Below are 23,968 nucleotides of genomic sequence, written 5' to 3'. Positions count from 1 at the left end.
TTTAATTATGTAACGGGTTTTTATTTTCATCTAATGTAAATCCTTCGCCGACGACATCGTGTACATCGCTTACAGCAACAAACGCGTGAGGGTCTACAGAAGTAATGATATTTTTTAATTTCACGATTTCATTTTTAGCTACAACACAATATAGTACATTTCGTTCAACTTTTGTATAGGATCCAACAGCTTTTAAAAAGGTTGCCCCGCGCTCCATTTCTGATAAAATTTTTGCAGCAATTTCATCGTTCTTATCAGAAATAATAGTTGCTCCTTTTGCTGCATAGGCTCCTTCTTGCATAAAATCAATGACCTTAGCCCCGATAAAAACAGCGACTAACGTATACATACCTTCACGGTATGATAAATATGTAAGAATAGAGACGACAATAACGACCGCATCAAACATAAACATCGTTTTTCCCATACTCCAGCCAACATATTTGTGAGCTAGCCTTGCGATAATATCAACACCGCCAGTAGTCCCGCCGTATTTAAATATAATTCCAAGGCCGATACCGATAAATGCCCCGGCGAATAAAGCAGCAAGTGTCATATCATTTTGCAAGTTTAAATGTAAGTTGAGTACTTCGTAGCGCTGGAAAATCCATAGGAATAAAGATACGCTAAATGTACCTATTAATGTGTATAAAAATGTCGTTCGTCCAAGTAACTTCCAACCGATGAAAAATATAGGGATATTTAAAATTAAGTTTGTATAAGAAGGGTCAAGCGAAAATAGAAAATATAATAATAGCGTAATGCCGGTAAATCCACCCTCTGCAAGGTGGTTTTCAATATTGATATTCACAATACCGAAAGAAAAAATAGCGGAACCGATTAAAATGAAAATGATGTTTCGAATCTTCAAGTTTGCTGTCATATAGAAATCCCCCTAATTATGTATTGATTTGCATTGCTCCGCTTAAACGGTCAAACGAAATAATAAGTTATTTCTAGCTGTTAGTGAAAATAATAAACATCGTAAGAGCCCGATTGGTTTAACTAATCTTTTGCAAAAATCAGGCAAAAGAAAGTTTCACTTTATTATAGTCTAACCAAAAAAGGTCGCAAATAGGGAATATGAGAGAATAATATTTGTCAAATCGCTATGAATTGGCTAACATGAAAGAGGAAGGATTAGAGGTGAATAGTATGAAAGCAAAAACGATGAAAGATATGCAGAAAGAAGTAGATGCATATATTGGTCAATTTAAAGAAGGTTATTTTAGTCCGCTTGCAATGGTGGCCCGTTTAACTGAAGAGATGGGAGAGCTTGCAAGAGAGGTTAATCATTATTATGGTGAGAAACCGAAGAAAACGACTGAGAAAGAACGAAGTATTGAAGAAGAGCTTGGAGATGTATTATTTGTTATGATTTGTATGGCAAATAGTTTAAATATTGATTTAGAAACAGCGCATAACATTGTAATGGATAAATTTAATACACGTGATAAAGATCGCTGGACACGTATTGATGAGGGAGAGAAAGAAGCATGAAAGAAATTAAAGTAATTATCGCCGGACCAAGAGGACGTATGGGACATGAAGCAGTCCTTCTTATGGAAAGAACAGAACATTTCAATTTAGTAGCAGCAATTGACTATAAACATGGCGGAGGGAAAATCTCTGATTTACCTGGAATGCCTGCGTTAGATGCACCGATTTACGCAGATTTACATACTTGTTTAGATGAAGTGGAAGCAGATGTGTTGTTAGATTTAACAACGCCAGAAGTTGGGAAACAACACGTTACACTTGCAGTTGAGCGTGGACTACGTTCTGTTATTGGTACGACAGGATTTACAGAAGAAGAGCTTAAACATTTAACGGAAACTGCAAAAGAAAAAGAAGTAGGAACGATAATTGCTCCAAACTTTGCGATTGGTGCAGTACTTATGATGAAATTCTCTCAAATGGCAGCGAAGTACTTCCAAGATGTGGAAGTGATTGAGTTGCATCACGATCAAAAGTTAGATGCGCCATCTGGTACTGCTGTAAAAACAGTAGAATTAATTCGTCAAAACCGCGAGCCAAAGCAGCAAGGTCATCCTAATGAAATCGAACAACTAGAAGGTGCACGTGGTGCAAATGTGGATGGTATTCATATTCATAGCGTACGTTTACCAGGACTTATTGCGCATCAAGAAGTGTTATTTGGCGGAGATGGACAAATGTTAACAGTTCGTCATGATTCATTCAATCGTGCATCATTTATGTCAGGGGTAAAACTATCAATTGAAACAGTAATGAACCTTGATCATCTTGTGTACGGTTTAGAAAATATTATCGACTAAAGGGGAGACAACGGATGAAAATTGCCTTAATCGCACATGACCAAAAGAAAAATGATATGGTTTCGTTTGCATACGCATATAAACCAATTTTCGAACAACATGAACTTTTTGCAACAGGAACGACAGGACTTCGTATTATGGAGGCAACTGGTTTAGTTGTAACAAGATATCAATCTGGTCCTCTTGGTGGCGATCAAGAAATTGGTGCAATGATTGCAAAAAATGATATGGATATGGTGATTTTTTTCCGGGATCCACTAACAGCACAGCCACATGAACCGGATGTCAATGCGTTACTTCGTTTATGCGATGTATATGCCATTCCACTAGCAACGAATATGGCAAGTGCTGAAATGCTAATGCATGCATTAGAGCGGGGAGATTTAGATTACCGAAAGTTAAGAAAATGAGGGGAACAATTATGAGTGGATTACATATATTAGCGTTTGGTGCTCATGCCGATGATGTTGAAATCGGCATGGCAGGTACTATTGCGAAATATACGAAGCAAGGATATGAAGTAGGCATTTGCGATTTAACAGAAGCTGACCTTTCTTCAAATGGAACGGTAGAACTGAGAAAAGAAGAAGCGCAGGCTGCAGCTCGTATTATGGGAGTAAACACGAGAATTAATTTGGCGATGCCAGACCGTGGTTTGTATATGAAAGAAGAATATATACGTGAAATTGTAAAGGTTATTCGTACATATAAACCAACGCTAATTTTTGCACCATATTATGAAGATCGTCATCCAGACCATGCGAATTGCGCGAAACTTGTGGAAGAAGCTATCTTTTCAGCAGGAATTCGTAAATATATGCCTGAACTTCCGCCGCATCGTGTAGAGTCTTTTTATAATTATATGATTAATGGTTTTCATAAACCGAATTTTTGTATAGATATAAGTGAGTACCTTTCTAAAAAGGTCGAAGCGTTAGAAGCGTATGAAAGTCAGTTTTCAACAGGGAGTGATGGTGTTAAGACGCCATTAACTGACGGATACGTTGAAACTGTAATCGCTCGCGAGAAGATGTTTGGGAAAGAAGTTGGGGTGAAGTATGCCGAAGGGTTTATGAGTAAGAAGCCGCTTTTATTACATGCTGATTTAATAGGGGGATGTAAATGAAATTGAAAATAGGTATTACATGTTATCCTTCTGTAGGTGGTTCTGGGGTTGTTGGAACGGAATTAGGAAAACAATTGGCGGAACGTGGGCATGAAATACACTTTATTACATCGGGTGTACCATTTCGGTTGAATAAAGTGTATCCAAACATTTATTTTCATGAAGTAACAGTAAATCAATATTCGGTATTTCAATATCCACCTTACGATTTAGCATTAGCAAGTAAAATGGCCGAGGTTGCTCAAAGAGAAAATCTGGATATTTTACATGTGCATTATGCAATCCCTCATGCTATTTGTGCATATTTAGCAAAACAAATGATTGGGGAGCGTATTAAAATTGTTACAACCTTACATGGAACAGATATTACTGTGTTAGGTTCCGACCCTTCGTTAAATAATTTAATTCGATTTGGTATTGAACAATCTGATGTTGTTACCGCGGTATCGCATTCGCTAATCGAAGAAACGCATGAGGTTGTAAAACCAGATAAAGAGATTCAGACAGTATACAATTTTATTGATGAACGCGTATATTTTAAGCGTGATATGTATCAGTTAAAAAAGGAATATGGTATACAGGAAACTGAAAAAGTACTAATTCACATTTCAAACTTCCGAAAAGTTAAGCGAGTACAGGATGTTGTTCATTCATTCGCTAAAATTGTTAAGGAAGTGGATGCGAAGTTGCTTCTTGTTGGGGATGGACCAGAATTCTGTACGATTTTACAGCTAGTGAAAAATTTACAGATTGAAGATCGTGTCTTATTCCTAGGAAAGCAAGATAATGTTGCAGAGCTTCTTGCGATGAGCGATTTAATGTTACTTTTATCAGAAAAGGAAAGCTTTGGTCTTGTTTTATTAGAAGCAATGGCGTGTGGCGTGCCTTGTATCGGAACACGGGTTGGAGGTATTCCAGAGGTCATTCAACATGGTGAAACAGGATACATATGTGAAGTTGGAGATACAGACGGCATAGCTAAGCAAGCAATTCAACTACTAAAAAATGAAGAGCTTCATCGTAATATGGGAGAGCGAGCAATGAAATCTGTATATGAGCAGTTTCGTTCAGAAAAAATCGTTTCACAGTACGAGGCGATTTATTATGACATACTAAGGGATGACAAGAATGGAAAGATTTAAAAAAGCTAGTTCAATTATTGAGGCATTAAAACAGCATGGACATGAGGCTTACTTCGTTGGTGGAAGTGTACGTGATCTTATTATCGATAGACCGATTGGAGATATCGATATTGCAACATCAGCTTTACCAGAAGAAGTAATGGCTATTTTTCCAAGACATGTTCCCGTTGGTCTTGAGCATGGAACTGTAATTGTTGTAGAAGATGGTGAACCGTATGAGGTAACAACTTTTCGAACAGAGAGCGAATATGAAGATTTTCGGAGACCTAGTAGTGTTCAATTTGTCCGTTCATTAGAAGAGGATTTAAAACGACGTGATTTCACGATGAATGCAATTGCGATGACAGAAGAAGGCGAAATGATTGATTTATTTGCTGGGCAAGAAGCGATTCGTATGAAAGAAATTGCAACAGTTGGAAATGCTGCAGACCGTTTTCAAGAAGATGCACTGCGAATGATGCGTGGTATTCGATTCGTTAGTACGCTAGGCTTCGCTTTGGAAACAAAGACGAAACAAGCAATTGAAACGTACGGACATTTGCTCGAACATATTGCAATTGAAAGAATTACAGTAGAATTTGAAAAATTGTTGACTGGTACATATTGTGCGAAGGGGCTTCACGAGTTAGTAGAAACGAAGCTATTTTCTCATCTCCCATATTTACAAATGTCAGAAGAAAAACTATTAAAAGCTACGCAGTATAAATGGGATTCTTTCGAAACAGACGTTGAGGCATGGGCATTTTTCTTATATTGTATTGGGGAAGAACATCCTTCTGTCTTTTTACGACAATGGAAGTTTTCAAATAAAAAAATTAAAGATATTGTAGCAGTTCTATTAGCAATCCGTTTTAGAAATAAAGCGGAATGGAATGCGGTCTTTCTTTATAAAACTGGGATTCACATCGCAGTAATGGCGGAGAGAGTATATGAAGCGATAATAGAAAGTTATGATTGCTCGTCTGTTAAACAAGTGGAAACATTATTTGAGTCATTACCTATAAAGAGTCGCCAAGAAATGAATGTGACGGGAAATGATTTATTAATTTGGACAGATAAAAAGCCAGGCCCTTGGGTTGCCGAAATGCTTCAAAAAATTGAAGAAGCGATTGTAGAAGGAAACTTAGCTAACGAGAAAGAGAATGTAAGGGAGTGGCTGCAAAGATGCAATCTACTATAAGAAAGCAGTTATTGCAAGTTTTTTCTGAAGCAGATGGTGAATTTGTATCTGGTCAAACACTTAGTGATAAACTTGGTTGTTCGAGAACCGCTATATGGAAGCATATGGAGGATCTGCGTAATGAAGGGTATGAGCTGGAAGCTGTACGTCGTTTAGGTTATCGGATTGCTAGTAAACCAGATAAAGTAACTGCTAATGAGATTCAATTGGGATTACAGACAGAGCGTATCGGTAGAACGGTGTATTTTGAAGAATCAGTTGAATCTACTCAGCATATTGCAGCACGACTTGCTTATGAAGGAGCAGAAGAGGGAACAATTGTCGTTGCAGAAGAACAAACAGCAGGTAGAGGACGTTTAAGTAGAAAATGGTATTCTCCAAAAGGCACAGGAATTTGGATGAGTATTATTTTGCGTCCATCTATTCCAGTTCACCATGCACCGCAACTTACTTTATTAGCAGCTGTTAGCGTAGCGCAAGCAATTGAAAAATGTACCAGTGTAAATGTAGGTATTAAATGGCCGAATGACATATTAATTCAAGGGAAAAAAGCTGTCGGTATATTAACGGAGATGCAAGCTGATCCAGATAAAATTAATGCTGTTATTATGGGATTTGGTATTAATGTAAATCAGAAACAAGAACATTTTGATGAGGAAATCCAGCAAATTGCAACTTCGTTAGCAATTGAATCGGGTAAGCCGATTGTTCGTGCGGAACTTATGCAACAAATTTTCTTACAACTAGAGAAATTGTATGAAGAGTATTTAAGAAATGGCTTCTCTGTTATTAAAATTCTTTGGGAAAGTTATGCAGTGAGTATCGGAAAAGAAATTACAGCTCGAACGATGAAGGAAACGATTACTGGGATAGCAAAAGGGATTACGGACGATGGTGTATTGCTACTTGAGGATCATCAAGGACAAATGCATCACATTCATTCTGCTGATATAGAAATTAAGTAAAAGAAGTTCCAATTTGGAACTTCTTTTACTTATCGGACATTTATAAATTTCACATATCGTAATGGAAGTAGAAAAGTATTTTTTCGAAAAAGTGTAGCAATTCCTTTTCTTAGTTTGCTATAATTAGTTCGAATATGGGCAGTATCAAAGCGAACTGCACCATTATTTAAAGCAGTATGAAAAAATAATAATTTGGATTCTGCCTTGATCCAATAACGGACTGGGACAGAGGGATGAATAATGCCGACTAACACACAACCCTTCTGCCCTTTTATGGCCAGAGGGGTTTTTTATATGATTTCGGCCATCTCCTCTCTCCTGCATAAAGGAGGAGTAGTTTTTGAAAACAAAAACAGATTTTTTGAAAATGAAAGAGCAAGGTGAGCCGATTACAATGCTAACGGCGTATGATTATCCATCTGCTAAATTAGCAGAAGAGGCTGGAGTTGATATGATTTTAGTTGGGGATTCTCTTGGGATGGTTGTACTTGGATATGATTCAACGGTTCCAGTAACAGTAGAGGATATGATCCATCATACGAAAGCTGTACACCGCGGAGCGAAAGAGACGTTTATTGTAACTGATATGCCATTTATGTCTTATCACGTATCATTGCAAGATACGATGATTAATGCACGCCGCATCGTTCAAGAGAGCGGGGCACATGCATTAAAAGTGGAAGGTGCTGGAGAAGTTATATCGACTATTCACTACTTAACGAATGCGGGAATCCCTGTCGTGGCACATTTAGGTTTAACTCCTCAATCTGTAGGAGTTCTAGGTGGGTATAAAGTACAAGGAAAAGATGCTGAAAGTGCAAAGAAATTAATAGAAGATGCAAAGAAATGTGAGGAAGCTGGTGCGATAGCGCTTGTGTTAGAGTGTGTGCCAATGCAGTTAGCAGAACTTATTTCAGAGCAATTAACAATTCCTACAATCGGAATTGGAGCAGGACGGAAAGTAGATGGGCAAGTACTTGTTTATCATGATCTTATCTCGTATGGCGTAAAACGTGTTCCGAAATTTGTGAAGCAATATACGTCTGTTCAAGAGGAGATTGTGCGAGGGATTTCGCAATACGTTGCTGAAGTAAAGACAGGGCAATTTCCTGAAGAAAAACATTCGTTCACAATGAAAGAGGAAGAATGCTTAGCGTTATACGGGGGAAAACAATAATGAAAATCATAACTACAGTGCAAGAGATGCAGCAAATTACGAGCGAACTTCGTGCAAGTGGAAAAAGTATTGGCTTTGTTCCAACGATGGGGTATTTACATGAAGGGCATGCTACTTTATTACGTAAGGCAAGAGGAGAAAATGAAATTGTAGTTTTAAGTGTATTTGTAAATCCATTGCAATTTGGACCAAATGAAGATTTAGATCGATATCCTCGTGATATTGATAGAGACGAAAGTGTAGCGAAAGAAAATGGTGTTGATTATTTATTTTATCCGAGTGTAGAAGAGATGTATCCAGCAGAACAAACAACAACAGTAGAGGTTGTGAAGCGTACGGACGTATTATGCGGCAAACAAAGACCTGGTCATTTTGCTGGTGTTGCTACTGTACTAATGAAACTATTTAATATTACAACGCCAGCTCGTGCTTATTTCGGTATGAAAGATGCACAGCAAGTTGCTGTAATTGAAGGGTTTGTAACTGATTTTAATATTCCAGTTACGATCGTACCAGTTGATATTGTAAGGGAAGAGAATGGATTAGCGAAAAGTTCTCGTAATGTGTATTTATCACAAGAAGAACGTGAAGAGGCTCCTCATTTATACCGCAGTCTATGTATAGCGAAGGAACGAATTGAGGCAGGCGAACACAATCCAGAAATCATTATGAATCTTGTGAAAGAGCATATTGAGAAGTATACGAAAGGCACTGTAGATTATGCTGATTTATATGCATATCCTTCATTGACAGCAATAGATAAAATTGAAGGACGAATCATTTTAGCAATTGCAGTTAAGTTTGAAAATGTACGATTAATTGACAATATAACATTAATGGGGAAATAGGGGGAGCAGCTATGTTTCGCACAATGATGAGAGCAAAGTTACATCGCGCAACTGTAACGGAAGCAAATTTAAATTATGTAGGTAGTATTACAATTGATGAAGATTTAATGGATGCGGTAAATATTATAGAAAATGAAAAAGTACAAATTGTAAATAATAACAATGGAGCTCGATTAGAGACATATGTTATTAAAGGAGAACGCGGTAGCGGCGTTGTTTGTTTAAACGGTGCAGCTGCAAGGCTTGTACAACCAGGTGATAAAGTTATTATTATTTGCTATGGTTTAGTGGCAGAAGAAAATGTTCATAAACAAGAACCGAAAATTGCAGTACTAGACGATCATAATCAAATTATTGAAATGTTAGGTGCTGAAAAAGCTGGCACGATATTATAAGTAGGAAAGCTATCTCTATTAAGGAGATAGCTTTTTTCTGTATCTTTTCATTAAGATGAGATAAAACGTGGTATAGTAACAATATATGAATTTTGTTGTTTGAAAGGTAAGAAATTGAGGTGTTACATATATGAGTAAGCGTTATGTCGTTGTTGATTTAGAGACGACAGGGAACTCCTGGAAAGATGGGAAGGATAAAATCACCCAAATTGCAGCTGTTGTAGTAGAAGATGGAGAGATATTAGAAATTTTCTCATCTTTTGTTAACCCGAAGAGAGAGATTCCCCTATTTATTACAGAATTAACAGGGATTGATGAAGATCTAGTAAAACAAGCCCCGTTATTCCGAGATGTAGCCCCGATGATTGTTGAGCTATTACAAGGTGCGGCTTTCGTTGCACATAATGTTCACTTTGATTGGAATTTTTTAAATGAAGAATTAAGGCAGGCTGGATATACAGAAGTACATTGTCCTAAAATCGATACAGTTGAATTGGCGCAAATTCTTTTGCCAACAGCCGATAGTTATAAATTACGTGATTTAGCCAAGAAACATGAATTAGAGCACGATCAACCGCATCGTGCGGATAGTGATGCTCTTGCGACAGCGGAGTTGTTTTTACAATTTTTAAATGAAATTGAAAATTTACCACTTGTCACATTACAATCGCTTTATGAATTAAGTGATGTTTTCCAAAGTGATATAGCTGATGTGCTTTCTGAAAATATTTTAAAGAAAATGATGCATGGTAAAGAAGAGACAGAGGGGTATGAAGTGTATCGAAATGTTGCACTTCGAAAGCGGAATTATTCCTTAAGTCTAAGTGAAACATGCTCATCTAAATTTGATGCGTTCTTACATAAGACAATGGATAAACTTGAATTAAACATGCCAAAGTTTGAAAAAAGAGAAAGCCAACAGCTTATGATGAAGGAAATATATACAGCTTTAAGAGACTCCAGGTTTTCACTTATTGAGGCAGGAACAGGTACGGGGAAGACTCTTGCATATTTACTTCCAAGTATTTATTTTGCAAGGAAAAAAGAAGAACCTGTCATTATAAGTACACAAACTGTACAACTGCAACAACAAATACTTGAAAAAGAAATTCCGTTATTACAAAAAATAATGCCATTTTCATTTGAGGTGGCTCTTCTGAAAGGAAGAAAGCATTATCTTTGTTTACACAAATTTGAATATGCTTTGCAAGAGGAAGAGAAAAATTATGATATGGCGCTTACGAAGGCGAAAATTTTAGTGTGGTTACTGCAAACTGAAACTGGCGATCGTGATGAATTAAATATTCCTGAGGGCGGAAAGTTGCTGTGGAATCGTATTTGCAGTGATGCATATAGCCCGGGCGGAATGCAAAGTAACTGGTTTAGTCGTTGTTTTTATCAGCGAGCGAAGAATAAAGCATTATTTGCAGATATTGTTATTACAAATCATGCGTTATTATTTCAAGATTTTTCAAGTGAAGAACCACTGTTTGCTTCATGTGAACATATTATTTTTGATGAAGCTCATCATATTGAAGAAGCGGCTAGTAGAACATTAGGTGAACAGTTCTCATGTATGTATTTTCAATTAGTTTTATCTCGTCTTGGTACGCTAGAAACAGATGATGTGCTGTCCAAAGTATATAAAATGATGAAAAAATCAGAGCAAGCCTCTCGTTCGATTTTTCGCATGATGAGTCATAGTTTGAAGGAACTGAAGTTTGATGCTGATGAACTATTCCAAATGTTACGTGCTTTCATATTTAAACAAACAAAGCAAGAACAAGGAGCGAGTAATATGCCGCTCGTTTATCGATATAACACGGAAGTGGAGCACGGTAAGTTATGGGATAGTATTACTGAATTAACAAATCGTTTTGTATATGAGTTAAGAAAATTAGTGACTACACTTGAGAAACAAGTTGATATACTGCAAAGTAAATTAGAGTGGGAGATGCATGTTGTTACAGGTGAATTTATGCATCTAATTGAGTTGTTGAGAAAGATGGCACAAGCATTACAATTACTCATATTAGAAAAAAATTCATACGTGACATGGATGGAGACCGAAACGAAGGGGACGATTCATTCAACAGTTTTATATGCGCAGCCTGTTCATATTGGTGAAAGATTTGCTGATGAATTTTTAACGCAAAAAAAGAGTGTTATTTTCACATCAGCAACGCTAACAGTTAACGATACATTCGACTATATAAAAGAGGAGCTAGGCTTACATGACTTTGCTCCAAATACATTAAAGGTTCCGTCGCCGTTTCATTTTGAAGAACAAATGAAATTAATGGTTTCAACGGATGTACCTTTTATTAAGCAAGTTAGTAATGAGGAATATATTGAATCCGTATCGGAACATATTGCAAAAATAGCGAAGACTACAAAAGGTAGAATGCTCGTTTTATTCACTTCGTATGAAATGTTAAAAGAAGCGTATACGCATTTGAAAAACGATGATGCATTAGAAGAATATTTATTGCTAACACAAAGTGTGAATAATAGAAGTCGAAGTCGCTTAATCCGTAAATTTCAGGAGTTCGACAAATCGATTTTGTTAGGAACAAGCAGTTTTTGGGAAGGGATAGATATTCCAGGAGATGCCTTGAGTTGTCTTGTTATTGTCCGTCTCCCATTCACACCTCCTCATCAGCCGATGATGGAAGCGAAAGGTGAGTGGTTAAAAAATCAAGGAGAAGACGTATTCGCTAAGTTAGCGCTCCCGCAAGCGATATTACGTTTCAAACAAGGATTTGGTCGTCTTATTAGAACAAATACAGATACGGGAACGGTATTTGTGTTAGATCGTCGCTTGACAAGCTCTTCCTATGGAAAACGATTCTTACAATCAATCCCGACTGTCCCGCTCTATGAAGGACCGTTAGAAGAATTGTTAGAGCAATTAGAAGAACGGCCAAATAAATAAAAATTGGAAGAAAAATACGCCTGAAGTACATTTAAACTTCAGGCGTAAAAAATGTGGGTAGGAGGAATTTTATTTTTCTTACTTCTTGTATACAAAATGTATTGCTTTTCGATTTGAAACCTTTTTTTGCTGTACATGTCCTGCTATAATAGATGGGTGATGAAGCAGGGGTTGTAAAGAATGTACTCTTATTGTAACCGCATTGCGTTCTTCTATAATTAGAAATTTTTGTGTAACGGAGGAGTTTTTTCATGGAGAAGAAAATTGAAGTACTATCAACGACGCGTATTAAATATTCGTCTGACTTGTATAAAATTGTTGATAGCTTGAATCGTACGTTAAAAGAGCAAGACCTCATGTTCGGATTAGCATTAGACGAAAAAGACAAAGAAACAGCTGTATTTACGATTTACAGAACGTAGTGATACAATGAAAAAGTGGATCTTTGCAATCATTATCGTTATCGTTGCTAGTGGAATATATGGGGCATATGTTTATAATAAAGCGATGGAAAATAAAATTCCAAAAGAATCAAAGGTTGTAGAAATTGCAAAAGAAAAGGCAAAACTTACAAAGGTAAAATCTGTTGATTATTTTAATGGGAAATCTTCATATACCGTCGTACAAGGTACAGATGAAAAAGGAGAACAAATCATTGTTTGGGTGCCTGAGAAAAAAGGAGATACTATAGTAAGAAAAAAGAGCGAAGGTATTTCTGAAAAAGAAGCTATACAAAGAACGGCTGAACAGGTCGACGATGGAAGTAAAGAATCAAAAAGCAAACCAAAAGAAATCTTAAAAGCAAAATTAGGCGTTGAAAACAATATACCATTATGGGAAGTTACATATATTGATGATGAAAATCGTTATAGTTACTACTATCTTGAATTTAAAGATGGCAAGTTTTTAAGACGATATAGCATTGAAAAATAGATGTAGGGGGAACAGCAAATGAAATTAGCAAAGCGAGTAGCTGCTTTAACACCGTCTTCAACTTTAGAAATTACAGCAAAGGCACAAGCATTAAAAGCGGAAGGTCATGATGTAATTGCATTAGGGGCAGGAGAACCTGACTTTAATACGCCAGAACATATTATGGAAGCCGCACATAGAGCGATGTTAGAAGGACATACGAAATATACACCAACAGGTGGATTACAATCGTTAAAACAAGAAATCGTTAAGAAATTTACTCGCGATCAAGGGATAGCGTATGATCCATCTGAAATTATTGTATGTAATGGTGCCAAGCATGCATTATATACATTATTCCAAGTGTTACTTGATGAAGGAGATGAAGTTATCATCCCAACTCCTTATTGGGTAAGTTATCCTGAGCAAGTAAAGCTTGCTGGTGGTAAGCCAGTTTATGTAGAAGGTCTAGAAGACAATGAGTACAAAATTACAGCAAAGCAGCTGCGTGAGGCAATTACAGAGAAAACGAAAGCAGTTATTATTAATTCACCGAGCAATCCAACAGGAATGATTTACAGCAAAGAAGAATTACAACAGCTTGGAGAAGTATGTTTAGAACATGATATCTTAATCGTTTCTGATGAAATTTATGAAAAATTAATTTATGGTGATGCAGAATATACTTCAATTGCCCAGCTTTCTAATGCATTAAAAGAACAAACACTTATTATTAATGGTGTATCTAAATCTCATTCTATGACAGGGTGGCGTATTGGATATGCAGCAGGAAATAAGCAGCTTATTAAAGCGATGACGAACTTAGCGAGTCATAGTACGTCAAACCCTACTTCAATTGCTCAATACGGTGCAATTGCTGCATATGCAGGCTCACAAGAACCTGTAGAAACGATGCGTCAAGCATTTGAAGAAAGATTGAACATTATTTATGATAAATTAATTCAAATTCCTGGTTTCACTTGCATCAAACCACAAGGTGCATTTTACTTATTCCCAAATGTAAAAGAAGCTGTAGCGTTAACTGGATATGAGACAGTTGATGACTGGGCAAAGGCATTATTAGAAGAGGAAAAAGTGGCTCTTGTTCCAGGGACAGGATTTGGTGCACCAAATAACGTTCGACTATCGTATGCGACATCTCTTGAGCAAGTAGAGAAGGCATTGGAACGAATTCATACATTTATGAAAAGTAAAGTGCAGGCTTAATCGGCTGTTCCTTGTATTAAACACAAAAAAACCTCCCTACATATAGGGAGGTTTTTTGACGAATTGTGGCAAAAAGAAATAGCTAAAGGTGTGTTATACTAGAGAGCGAGGTGTTTGGTGATGAAAAAGAAAATGATGTTACAATGGTTTGAACAGGGAAGCATAGCGATTCCTAAATTGCTTATGATGCATTATAAAAAGCTAGGTTTAAATGAAACGGAATTTATGGTGGTACTTCATGTACATACATTTTTAGAATCAGGTAATTCGTTCCCGACTCCTTCAGAGATTTCAGAACGGATGACGATAACAGAAATGAAATGTATGGAAGTGATTCAGACATTAATTCAAAAAGGTTTTTTAGCACTAGAAGGTGGACAAAGATCTGAAGCGATGATGTGTGAAAGTTATTCTTTACAACCACTATGGGAAAAAATATTGCACTTTTTAATGAATGAATCTATAGAAGAAGAGCAACAAGAAAAAAAACAAATTCAAGTAAATTTATATACAGTATTTGAAAAAGAATTTGGAAGACCACTTTCGCCATTTGAATGTGAAACATTGGGAATGTGGGAAGATCAAGATCAACATCATCCGAATTTAATTCAAGCGGCTCTTCGGGAAGCTGTTATGAGTGGTAAACTTAATTTCAGGTATATTGATCGTATCTTATTTGAGTGGAAAAAGAATGGAATTAAAACGGTGGATCAAGCGCAAAATCAAGGCCAGAAATTTAGAGCGAATCAACAACGTACACAACAAACGACAAAACAAGAGACGAAATTTACTGGGAAAGTGCCTTTTTATAATTGGTTGGAGCAGTAATGTAGGAGGAAAGATATGTTGAACAAAACGCAAATTCGTTATTGTCTAGATACAATGGCAGATATGTATCCAGATGCGCATTGTGAATTAATTCATGATAATCCATTTGAACTTGTAATCGCAGTGGCATTATCTGCGCAATGCACAGATGCACTTGTAAATAAAGTGACGAAAAACTTATTTCAAAAATATAAAACACCAGAAGATTATTTAAGTGTGCCTTTAGAAGAATTACAACAAGATATACGTTCAATTGGATTGTATAGAAACAAGGCAAAAAACATTCAAAAATTATGTCAAATGTTACTTGATGATTATAACGGAAAAGTTCCAGAAGACCGTGACGAGCTGACGAAGTTACCAGGTGTAGGGAGGAAGACAGCGAATGTAGTTGTTTCGGTTGCGTTTGGGATTCCAGCAATTGCTGTTGATACGCATGTAGAGAGAGTGAGTAAGCGCTTAGCGATTTGCAGATGGAAAGATTCAGTTTTAGAGGTGGAAAAAACGTTGATGAAGAAAATTCCAATGGATGAATGGGGAGTGACGCATCATCGTATGATATTCTTTGGACGTTATCATTGTAAAGCGCAACGTCCACAATGTGAAAAGTGCCCGCTATTAGATGTATGCCGTGAAGGGAAAAAGCGGATGAAGGGGAAATAAGGGATGGAGAGAGTTGTAGAAGTACCGAAAACGTTCCGATATTTACCGTTTTTTGAAGAGGATGTAAAATCGATTACGTATCATACTGATCAATCTTTTGAAGAAATAATACAAAAGATTTATTTTATATTTGATATAGAAAAACAGTATGAGCCATGGAATGAACTTGAAAAAAGTATTCCAGCGGTGTTAAATACATGGAAAACGAAACAAGACGAAATTGCTACGCTATTTCGAAACAGAAAAAAACAAGAAGCTGAGGGACCGATGATTCTTTTTGCAGCTCACTTGCTATCGGTTGTATATTGGCTAAATGAGCAACCTGTTCATGGTTTGAATGAAATGCAAGTAAATACGAATAAATTGGAAGTACAACCTGTTAATTTTATGGAGCGATATTCATTTATTATCAAGAAACCAAGTAATTATCATTCTTATATTCAATTAGCACAGTTGTATATCGAAATAGAGAAGCTACATGTAAAGAAAATCATAACAAAAAAGAAGTCCATTTCTCGTTAGGAGAAATGGACTTCTTTTATTATGATTCTGTTGTAACAACATTTCCGTCTGCGTGCGGAGTAGTATCTCCTCCGCTATGCGGTTGTTCTTGTTGGTGATTCTGTTGTTCCTGTTGTTTATGCTCTTCTTCAGCTTTCTTTCTAGCTTCTTCCTCAGCTTTTTTCTGAGCCTCTTGTTGTTTACGCTGCTCTTCTTCAGCTTTCTTCTGAGCTTCTTCTTGCTGTTTGCGTTGTTGCTCTTGCTGTTGTTGCTGTTGCTGTTGTTGTTGTTGCTGTTGTTGTTTACGTTGTTCTTCTTCAGCCTTTTTCTTAGCGTCTTCTTGTTTTACCTTATCTTCATTGGCCTTTTTCTGGGCGTCTTCTTCAGCTTTTTTCTTAGCGTCTTCTTCAGCCTTTTTCTGAGCCTCTTCCTCAGCTTTTTTCGCGTCTGGAGTTCCTCCAGGAGCGGTAAAGGATGCACCGACTGCAGGGCTTGTTCCAGTACCTTTTTTCGCTACTACAGAGAAGCTGTAAGTAACACCTGGTTTAATGCCTCCGAGGGTAGCTGTTGTACCACTTACTGATAAGCTACCACTAGTACCGTCAGTAGCTTTATAACTTGCGGCATACGCATCAACCTCTGATGGTCCAGACCAGTTTAGTGTAACTGTGCTAGACCCATCGAAAGCGACATTAAGGCCACTAGGCGGATCTACTTTAATTTGTTTAACTGCATCTTTTTTTGCACCTTTTACATATAATTCTTCATTTAATTCTTGTACAGAAGAAGGGCGCTCGAAACGAGATTTATCTGTAGCAAATTTGCTCATCATCACTTGGAACATTTGCTGAGCAATTCTAGTAGAACGATCTCCAATGTAATTTTCTTTACTATCTTTTTCGTACCCAGTCCATACAGCCATTGTATATTGAGGTGTATACCCTGCAAACCAACTATCTCTGTTTGCATCTGCTGGGATGTCATATTTTTCAATAACAGATTTATCAAAGTTTTGTGTTCCTGTTTTACCAGCAACGTCAAAACCGGGAACATAAGCCGTTGGCCCAGTACCGCCACTACCAGGTTTTACAACATCACGAAGTACATCGGTAACCATGTAAGCTGTATAATCGTGCATTGCTCGTTTTTCTTTCGGTTTAAAGCTTTTCTTTTTCCCATCTGGGAAAATAACTTCTTTAACGAAATGAGGCTTATTGTACATACCGTCATTTCCAAATGCTGCATAAGCTCCAGCGACATCTAACGGAGAGCTTTCATTACTACCGATTGCAGTTGATTCAAAAACAGTATCATCTTTAAATGTCATGCCTAGACCTTTGGCGAATTCTTTTGACTTATCAAGCCCGACCGCTTGAGCTGTTTTTAAAGCAGGAATATTTAAAGATTTTTTTAGTGCGTCACGTAGGGACACATCTCCTTTATAACTGTTTGTAGCATTTTTAATTTTTGTACCATTAGAGTATGTGTACTCTGAGTCATTTAATTGATGGTACGTAGACCATTGTAGATTTTCAATAGCTGGACCATAGTCAAAAATAGGTTTCATTGTTGAACCGACCTGACGTTTTAAATCGATAGCCATGTTGTGTCCTTTAAATGTTGATTTGTTTTCTTTACGACCGGCACCGACTGCACGAACTTCTCCAGTTTTCGTATCCATAAATACAAATGAACCTTGGAATTGATCATTTGGATATTTAATAAGATTTCCATCCATTATTTTATCTGCATAGTCTTGAGCTTCAAGGTCAATATTTGTTTGAATTATTAAACCATCAGAGCCAATATTCACATCAGGTATCTCTTTTTCTACTTCTTTGAAAACGGCATCTAAATACGCTTGATATGGCATTTCAGTTGCATCTGAAGACGGAAGAAGTCCCTCTGTTACAGGGATTTGCATTGCGTCATTCATTTCTTGTTTCGTTATATAACCATGCCGATTCATTAATGTTAATACGACATTACGACGTTTCGTTGCTCGATCAACGTTTTCTTCTTTTGTTGGATCATAAATGTTAGGACCTTGGGGTAAACCGGCGAGCATTGCAGCTTCATGTAATTGTATGTTTTTTAAATCTTTGCCGTAATATTTTTTAGCTGCTGTTGAAATACCATAAGAGCGATTACCTAGGTTAATCTTATTTAAGTACATTTCTAAAATTTCATGTTTTGAATACTGCTGCTCTAACTTATAAGATAAGTACCATTCCTGCACTTTTCTTTTTGCAGTTTTGTCCATCGTTAGAAAATAGTTTTTAACTACTTGCTGTGTAATCGTACTACCACCTTGTGATCCGAAACCACCAGTGACATTTTCCATAACTGCTTTTCCAGTACGTATAAAATCAATTCCATTATGATCGTAGAAGCGAGCATCCTCAGTCGCAAGGAATGCACTTTCCACTACTTTTGGAATTTGATCGTATGTAACATGGGTTCGTTTTTCAGCACCATATTCATAGAAGAAATTTCCGTTTTTATCAAGAAACTTTGTTGATAAAGGATTGACAAGTTTTGATTTGTCTAATTTTGGAGCGTCCTTTACCATAACAAAGAAAGCCGAAACGCCAGCTACGAGACCGACGATACCAAGAAGTAGACAACCTATAAGAAATTTCTTGAAAAAGGAACCTTTTTTCTTTGGCTTTTCTTCTTTATTTGTTTCTTTCGTTTGATTTTTTACATGATTTCGTTCTGTACGAGAACGATAATTATCTGACATTATACTTTCTCCTACCTTTCATTCTCTCCCCCAAAAGTCGAAAAAAGAGCCTTAGTGATGACTCTATCACGAAAAATAAACCGTGTCTAGTACACGGATATAATCAATCCGAGGGTGATAACCGCATGATAATAAAGATCCATGCGCTTCTATTTCTTGTTTTGTAATCGATTTACGTCCACCTGTATTTTGACGATTCCAAAATGCAATAATATGTTTTGAATCTAATAAATAAAGTTCATCAAAAAGTGTAAATTTAATAATAACAAATGCAATTCCGTTATGAGCGATTACTTGCTTCATATGTTCAATTTGATGAAGGTGGAAGTTTTGAAGGGGAAAACTGGTTTTATTTTTTGTTTCTTTCGCTTCAAAATCGATGTATTTCCCTTTGTATACACCGTTGTAATCTGTTGTAGAAGGTTGTTTGAAATACGCTTCTTTTACCACAGCAGCACTTCGAGCGGGGTAATCTACTTTTACAATTTGAAGAGGTGTAGGTTTTTTATGTACGCATGCAATATTATGGGTTAAGTAATATTGATTTGTGTCATTCAATTCCTCTTCAAGGGACATACCTCTATTACTATAAGTATGTTTTTTAACTGGTGTTTTATGAGGGTGTGAAGCTTGATCGTACCTTTTTCCATTTGGGTAACGAATGGTCATATTGTGTCCACTCCCAACTTGTTAAGAATTACTTACAAAGGTGATTATATCAAAAAATGAAAAAAGATGTGACCTTTTTCAAGAAAGGTATGGTACTTATTCATGTTTAGCTGGCACGATTACGAAAAAATTAAACAAAATCGCAATGATTATGTTTGCACAGAAGATGAAAAAGCTATAGTTAACAATATTAAGGAGAGAACAGATATAGCTAATGTAGATAATATTTCACGTACACAATCTTACCAAGAATATTATTTGAGAAATAAAGAAATTCGATGGTCTTTTTTAGCGAGTATGGTCTCAAGGAATGGAGGCTGGAACATGACAGATCTAGAAGGGAAGTACTATTCTAATGTTCTATCTCCAACAGTAAAGAAACATTTGTTTCTCACGTACGAAAAGGCTAATTGGCTTATTTTCTTAGATGCCTTCCCTCAACTATTACTATATGAGGAAAGTAAAAGGAGATGTGTACCTCTTTTCCATTTGTTACAATTTTTCAACACATCAATTTTTATGGAAAGAGAATGGATATGTTTCTGGGAGAAAAGAGATGTAATAAGGCTAATGACGGCCCTTATTATAAATGAACAAAATATAATTCAAAAACCAGTAATTGAGAATACATATTTTCAAAAACATGTATTTGATACCGCTTTGTTTAAATTTCAAGAAATATTTCACGTTAGTGCAGTTGTTTTTCCAACGGTGGAAGGGAGAATATATGGGTTTTCAGTTTATCAATTTGAAACGTTACAAAAACGTATAGAACTTGGGAAAAAACTAGCTTGGTTATTGTATCATCCAAAGTATAGGGATTTGTTTTATAAATTTGCATTACAAACTAGGCATACAGGATCGAGGATGGATTATGAATGCTACCTAAAGGGGATTAGAAAGTCAGGTACGCTGGCTCTAAGAGATGTGTATACGATTGTTACTCATGAAAAAATAATTGAAAAAGATTGGTTTAGTGAAGGGCTAGAAACGAATTCATTATTTTTATTTGAAAAACCTAAAGGGGAAATTAATATAACAGAATGGTATAGAAAGAAGCGAGAGCAAATACATACTCTTTCTATATTAAATAGTTTTGTCAAAAGAATCGATGAGTTCATGATATAATTAAAAAGAAGTCCCGCCTTCATTTAGGAAGGCGGGACTTCTTAATTAAAAGTAATATGCTCTATAACAAATTACTTTTGATTCCGCTATTTGCGGGCATTACGGCTTTAACCTCAAAGCTTAGCGAAAGCAAAGAGGTTGAGCTTAGGTCGGAAAATAGCTGTTTGTAAGAGTCACTCAGATTAAAGTGTCACTTTATGTAGCAGGGAAATTTGGACCATCAAGCTTTGGATTACCAGTCTCAGGTTTGTTTTGTTGTTTGTTTTGATTTTTCTTTTTTTCGTTTTTGTTTTTTGCCATCGTAATACACCTCCTTTTTGTATTGTTACCATTTCTATAAATGGCATGCAAAATGATTTCTTTGACGAATATCAACTAGTTTTGTCATGTGGGCAGGAGTGATCGATAAATCGGCGAAATTACATGACAAAGGAAAGGCAAAGAAGGGGGCGTTTTATTTATGGCGATGGTTCAGAAGGAAGATGTTATGAAAAAAATGGATCAAATGTTAAGTTCTCTCGATTTGCTGGAAATGAATATTGGGATTAGAATAAATCATGCGTTGAAGGATAAGCGTGAAAAAATATGCAATAAGATAGAAATAACAGAAATGCATATCGAGCATATGGAAAATAAATTAGTGCATCACGAAGAAAAAGGGAGTTGGGTAAAGACATTTCAAAACGTCGTAGTGAGTGCATAGTAAGGTGGGAATAAAATGGAGTATGAAGCATTAATCCAGTCCTCGGAAAAGTTAATGCAGTATAATGATGAAGCGAATGTGAAAAAAAGAGAAGTTGATGAGTATGATTTTTATAAGGATATGAAGCCGTTTGTTGATACTGTAGATGAAGAGTTAGAGCTGTGGAAAGACTTAGCTTATAGGTGGATCAAGAAAGAAAGACCTAAGTATATACATGTACAACAAATTGATCAAGTGTACGATAATTTACAAACTAATGTACTACAATGCTTTGTAAATAAGGGAAAAGGTAAACGTTTCTTTGAAACTCATCAAGCTATTTCGTATACTTTGCAAAATATCGTAGAGCAATGTAAGTAACAAGAGGGAAAAACCCTCTTGTTTTTTTATGCCTCTGTTACTGTTGTAGGTTTTGTTGCACCGTTTATTTCTAATTCTCGTATTAATGTTCGGTAATCTGATATACATATTTTTCCTTCTAAATAACAATGTCTTGCAAAGTCTAACAGTTCATTCGGATTTTCTGTGCAATACCCCTTTTTTTGAGAAAACGCTTGTTTTAAATCCCCTAATACCATGTTGATTCCTCCCCCATGAGAATCTTCTTCCTTATTATCATAGCATGGAAGGGCTTTCTTTCTAATTTTTTTAAAAATTTAAACTTCCGACAAAAACAGACAGATACTCCTTCACACATTTTATTTTATAGGTACATATTCTATATGTAGAAACTTATGTGAAGGAGGAGAGAATGCATGTTTCAACAACCTAATGTATATCAGCAAGCAAACCCGTACACGCAGCAAAATATGTACCAATATAATGAGGATACATATTTAAGATATAATATGTATCCTTTCGAACCTTATTATGGAAATCAAAATTATTATCAGCCATTTGAAGTGTCGTTTATGAATCAACCGCAACAAACGCATATGAGTCAGCCGCAGCAAATGTATACGAATCAACCGCAACAAACGCATATGAATCAGCCACAGCAAATGTATACGAATCAACCACAGCAAATGTATACGGATCAACCGCAACAAATGTATATGAATTCACAATACTACATGCCACCAACTCAATATGGAAATCAACAGGCTATGTTTTATCCACCAAAACAACCATACCCAACAATGAATAAACAAAAGCAACAGCAACCAAGTCAGTTTTCTAGTTTTGTTTCACAATTTAAAACATCAGATGGTAACTATGATGTGAATAAAATGATGAATACGGCTGGACAAATGATGAATGCGATGAATCAAGTGACGGGGATTGTTAAGCAAGTCGGGGGGTTCTTTGGTAAAGGATAGTAGGGTGTTGTCCGTAATGTATATGATGAATGAAATGCAGCACTAGACAAATTTCTGTGAAATAAATGGGTATATATAACAAGCGGCCTTACCTCCTTTCTCATATTGTAAAGTGTAGTCAGATTTTTTTAATGAGAGAGGAGAGAAAAACTATGCATCATTGTCATCCTTGCTTTGGAGGGCATAAGCCAACAGGACCTATTTGTACAACTGCTCCTGTCATTCATCCGACGAAACAATGCGTAACACATTCTTTTTCAACAACGGTGGTGCCACACATTTTCCCAACGCATACAACACATGTACACCATCAACAAATTAAAAATCAAGGCTTCTTCCCACAAACAAACTCGAACGTAAATGTTGTGGACCCTGGTGATCCAGGATTTGTTGGTGGATTCGGTGGTGGATTCGGTGGTGGATTCGGCGGTGGATTCGGCGGTGGATTCGGTGGTGGATATGGACCATGTGGTCATGGCCATCATCACCACGGGCATCAAATATCTCCATTTGGACCAGGACCGAATGTATCTCCGTTTGGACCAAATATCGGACCAAATGTTGGTGGAATGTTTAAAAAGTAAATGATATGTTAGAACTAGCAAAATGCTAGTTCTTTTTTTGTAATTGGAGTGTTGGTATGAAAGTTGTTGCTGTAACAGGATATAAGCCATTTGAACTTGGAATATTTAAAAATGATCATCCAGGAGTAGAATGTATAAAAAAGGCGTTGCATCGTAAATTAACTGCCTTTGTAGAAGAAGGTTTGGAGTGGGTTATTATAAGTGGCCAGTTAGGAGTCGAGTTATGGGCTGCTGAAGTTGTTTTTGAGATTCAAGTAGAGTATCCGGATTTGAAATTAGCGGTATTTACCCCTTTTTTAGAGCAAGAAGAAAATTGGAAGGAAGATAACCGTGAATATTACGAGCATATTCTTTCGCAAGCAGATCACATTGATAGTATTACGAAACGGAAGTACGAAAGCCCAGAGCAATTTAAATTAAAGAATCAATTTTTTATTGAAAAAAGCGATGCGCTTTTAGCGGTATATGATGAAGAAAAGCCTGGGAGCCCGAAATATATTGTAGAAGTAGCAAAGAAAAAAGGAGAAATAGAAAATTATCACAGTTATTTCATTCTTTTTTCTGATTTACAAGATATAATAGAAGAGGAACAGTGGAATAATGCAGAGTAATATGTAATATAG

Annotated in this window: 28 protein-coding genes; 23 read left to right on the top strand and 5 right to left on the bottom strand. The window is 36.4% G+C overall.

Annotated features, from left to right (window positions below; all coding sequences use genetic code 11):
* Position 1: 1 nt before the first annotated feature.
* Positions 2–883 (bottom strand): YitT family protein, encoded by an 882-nt coding sequence (locus ACTFQM_RS07765; RefSeq protein ID WP_048370412.1) that lies wholly within the window; start codon positions 881–883, stop codon positions 2–4.
* 272 nt (positions 884–1,155) lie between these two features.
* Here ACTFQM_RS07765 and ACTFQM_RS07760 point away from each other — a divergent pair, with 272 nt between their 5' ends.
* The 17 genes from ACTFQM_RS07760 (at position 1,156) to ACTFQM_RS07680 (ending at position 16,217) form a co-directional block, all read left to right on the top strand.
* Positions 1,156–1,500 carry a nucleotide pyrophosphohydrolase gene (locus ACTFQM_RS07760; RefSeq protein ID WP_098304373.1) on the top strand — a complete coding sequence of 115 codons (345 nt, stop codon included), beginning with the start codon at positions 1,156–1,158 and terminating at the stop codon, positions 1,498–1,500.
* Complete coding sequence (dapB, locus tag ACTFQM_RS07755) at positions 1,497–2,297, top strand: dihydrodipicolinate reductase (RefSeq protein ID WP_440033975.1); 801 nt, start codon at positions 1,497–1,499, stop codon at positions 2,295–2,297. Before ACTFQM_RS07760 ends, dapB begins: the two co-directional genes overlap by 4 nt.
* A gap of 14 nt (positions 2,298–2,311) precedes the next feature.
* The gene (locus tag ACTFQM_RS07750) at positions 2,312–2,707 is read left to right on the top strand and encodes a methylglyoxal synthase (RefSeq protein ID WP_002171179.1); all 396 of its coding nucleotides are present in this window, start codon (positions 2,312–2,314) and stop codon (positions 2,705–2,707) included.
* Positions 2,708–2,718: 11 nt separating this feature from the next.
* Complete coding sequence (bshB1, locus tag ACTFQM_RS07745) at positions 2,719–3,423, top strand: bacillithiol biosynthesis deacetylase BshB1 (protein ID WP_002171180.1); 705 nt, start codon at positions 2,719–2,721, stop codon at positions 3,421–3,423.
* Positions 3,420–4,565 (top strand): N-acetyl-alpha-D-glucosaminyl L-malate synthase BshA, encoded by a 1,146-nt coding sequence (bshA, locus tag ACTFQM_RS07740; RefSeq protein WP_098472977.1) that lies wholly within the window; start codon positions 3,420–3,422, stop codon positions 4,563–4,565. The genes bshB1 and bshA overlap by 4 nt, the downstream gene beginning before the upstream one ends.
* Positions 4,552–5,745: a CCA tRNA nucleotidyltransferase gene (locus tag ACTFQM_RS07735; protein ID WP_440033974.1), complete on the top strand. Its 1,194-nt coding sequence runs from the start codon at positions 4,552–4,554 to the stop codon at positions 5,743–5,745. The genes bshA and ACTFQM_RS07735 overlap by 14 nt, the downstream gene beginning before the upstream one ends.
* A complete protein-coding gene (locus ACTFQM_RS07730; RefSeq protein ID WP_440033973.1) occupies positions 5,730–6,710 on the top strand; it encodes a biotin--[acetyl-CoA-carboxylase] ligase in 981 nt (326 codons plus the stop codon). The genes ACTFQM_RS07735 and ACTFQM_RS07730 overlap by 16 nt, the downstream gene beginning before the upstream one ends.
* A gap of 340 nt (positions 6,711–7,050) precedes the next feature.
* Positions 7,051–7,887, top strand: a complete 837-nt coding sequence (gene panB / locus ACTFQM_RS07725; protein WP_002171185.1) for a 3-methyl-2-oxobutanoate hydroxymethyltransferase — start codon at positions 7,051–7,053, stop codon at positions 7,885–7,887.
* Positions 7,887–8,735, top strand: a complete 849-nt coding sequence (panC, locus tag ACTFQM_RS07720) for a pantoate--beta-alanine ligase (protein ID WP_440033972.1) — start codon at positions 7,887–7,889, stop codon at positions 8,733–8,735. Before panB ends, panC begins: the two co-directional genes overlap by 1 nt.
* Before the next feature lie 11 nt (positions 8,736–8,746).
* The gene (gene panD / locus ACTFQM_RS07715; RefSeq protein ID WP_002171187.1) at positions 8,747–9,130 is read left to right on the top strand and encodes an aspartate 1-decarboxylase; all 384 of its coding nucleotides are present in this window, start codon (positions 8,747–8,749) and stop codon (positions 9,128–9,130) included.
* A 130-nt stretch (positions 9,131–9,260) separates the two neighbouring features.
* Positions 9,261–12,065, top strand: coding sequence for an ATP-dependent DNA helicase DinG (gene dinG / locus ACTFQM_RS07710; protein WP_440033971.1), 2,805 nt, complete (start codon positions 9,261–9,263; stop codon positions 12,063–12,065).
* A gap of 251 nt (positions 12,066–12,316) precedes the next feature.
* Positions 12,317–12,487, top strand: coding sequence for a YpmA family protein (locus tag ACTFQM_RS07705; RefSeq protein ID WP_000412179.1), 171 nt, complete (start codon positions 12,317–12,319; stop codon positions 12,485–12,487).
* A gap of 7 nt (positions 12,488–12,494) precedes the next feature.
* A complete protein-coding gene (locus tag ACTFQM_RS07700) occupies positions 12,495–12,998 on the top strand; it encodes a cell wall elongation regulator TseB-like domain-containing protein (RefSeq protein WP_002171189.1) in 504 nt (167 codons plus the stop codon).
* Positions 12,999–13,016: 18 nt separating this feature from the next.
* Positions 13,017–14,204, top strand: coding sequence for an aspartate transaminase AspB (aspB, locus tag ACTFQM_RS07695; RefSeq protein WP_002171190.1), 1,188 nt, complete (start codon positions 13,017–13,019; stop codon positions 14,202–14,204).
* 120 nt (positions 14,205–14,324) lie between these two features.
* Entirely contained in the window at positions 14,325–15,032 is a 708-nt protein-coding gene (gene dnaD, locus ACTFQM_RS07690; RefSeq protein ID WP_002171191.1) for a DNA replication protein DnaD, read from the top strand.
* A 15-nt stretch (positions 15,033–15,047) separates the two neighbouring features.
* Positions 15,048–15,695, top strand: a complete 648-nt coding sequence (nth, locus tag ACTFQM_RS07685; protein ID WP_025147206.1) for an endonuclease III — start codon at positions 15,048–15,050, stop codon at positions 15,693–15,695.
* Positions 15,696–15,698: 3 nt separating this feature from the next.
* The gene (locus tag ACTFQM_RS07680) at positions 15,699–16,217 is read left to right on the top strand and encodes a YpoC family protein (RefSeq protein ID WP_440033970.1); all 519 of its coding nucleotides are present in this window, start codon (positions 15,699–15,701) and stop codon (positions 16,215–16,217) included.
* Positions 16,218–16,236: 19 nt separating this feature from the next.
* Here the strand turns inward: ACTFQM_RS07680 and ACTFQM_RS07675 are convergent, their stop codons facing one another.
* A complete protein-coding gene (locus tag ACTFQM_RS07675; RefSeq protein ID WP_440033969.1) occupies positions 16,237–18,942 on the bottom strand; it encodes a PBP1A family penicillin-binding protein in 2,706 nt (901 codons plus the stop codon).
* Positions 18,943–19,008: 66 nt separating this feature from the next.
* Positions 19,009–19,611, bottom strand: a complete 603-nt coding sequence (gene recU / locus ACTFQM_RS07670) for a Holliday junction resolvase RecU (protein WP_002171195.1) — start codon at positions 19,609–19,611, stop codon at positions 19,009–19,011.
* Between the two features lie 102 nt (positions 19,612–19,713).
* Between recU and ACTFQM_RS07665 the strand changes: the two genes are divergently transcribed.
* Positions 19,714–20,739: a DUF2515 domain-containing protein gene (locus ACTFQM_RS07665; protein WP_440033968.1), complete on the top strand. Its 1,026-nt coding sequence runs from the start codon at positions 19,714–19,716 to the stop codon at positions 20,737–20,739.
* A gap of 195 nt (positions 20,740–20,934) precedes the next feature.
* Here the strand turns inward: ACTFQM_RS07665 and ACTFQM_RS07660 are convergent, their stop codons facing one another.
* Entirely contained in the window at positions 20,935–21,114 is a 180-nt protein-coding gene (locus ACTFQM_RS07660) for a phage portal protein (protein ID WP_081806572.1), read from the bottom strand.
* Between the two features lie 85 nt (positions 21,115–21,199).
* Between ACTFQM_RS07660 and ACTFQM_RS07655 the strand changes: the two genes are divergently transcribed.
* Positions 21,200–21,442: a hypothetical protein gene (locus tag ACTFQM_RS07655; RefSeq protein WP_002171198.1), complete on the top strand. Its 243-nt coding sequence runs from the start codon at positions 21,200–21,202 to the stop codon at positions 21,440–21,442.
* A gap of 15 nt (positions 21,443–21,457) precedes the next feature.
* Positions 21,458–21,802, top strand: a complete 345-nt coding sequence (locus tag ACTFQM_RS07650) for a YppE family protein (protein ID WP_440033967.1) — start codon at positions 21,458–21,460, stop codon at positions 21,800–21,802.
* A gap of 26 nt (positions 21,803–21,828) precedes the next feature.
* Here the strand turns inward: ACTFQM_RS07650 and ACTFQM_RS07645 are convergent, their stop codons facing one another.
* Positions 21,829–22,020 (bottom strand): YppF family protein, encoded by a 192-nt coding sequence (locus ACTFQM_RS07645; protein ID WP_440033965.1) that lies wholly within the window; start codon positions 22,018–22,020, stop codon positions 21,829–21,831.
* Positions 22,021–22,197: 177 nt separating this feature from the next.
* Here ACTFQM_RS07645 and ACTFQM_RS07640 point away from each other — a divergent pair, with 177 nt between their 5' ends.
* The 3 genes from ACTFQM_RS07640 (at position 22,198) to ACTFQM_RS07630 (ending at position 23,956) form a co-directional block, all read left to right on the top strand.
* Positions 22,198–22,761, top strand: a complete 564-nt coding sequence (locus tag ACTFQM_RS07640; RefSeq protein WP_440033964.1) for a YppG family protein — start codon at positions 22,198–22,200, stop codon at positions 22,759–22,761.
* Between the two features lie 152 nt (positions 22,762–22,913).
* On the top strand, positions 22,914–23,345 hold the full coding sequence (locus ACTFQM_RS07635; RefSeq protein WP_440033963.1) for a CotD family spore coat protein: 432 nt from the start codon (positions 22,914–22,916) through the stop codon (positions 23,343–23,345).
* A gap of 56 nt (positions 23,346–23,401) precedes the next feature.
* The gene (locus tag ACTFQM_RS07630; RefSeq protein ID WP_098472987.1) at positions 23,402–23,956 is read left to right on the top strand and encodes a DUF1273 domain-containing protein; all 555 of its coding nucleotides are present in this window, start codon (positions 23,402–23,404) and stop codon (positions 23,954–23,956) included.
* Positions 23,957–23,968: the final 12 nt, after the last annotated feature.

The sequence above is a fragment of the Bacillus cereus group sp. MYBK30-2 genome, assembly GCF_051915945.1.
In the GTDB taxonomy this organism is placed as follows: Bacteria; Bacillota; Bacilli; order Bacillales; family Bacillaceae_G; genus Bacillus_A; species Bacillus_A paramycoides.
Note: the sequence above shows the minus strand (reverse complement) of the source record. Positions and strands in the feature narration are given on the sequence as shown.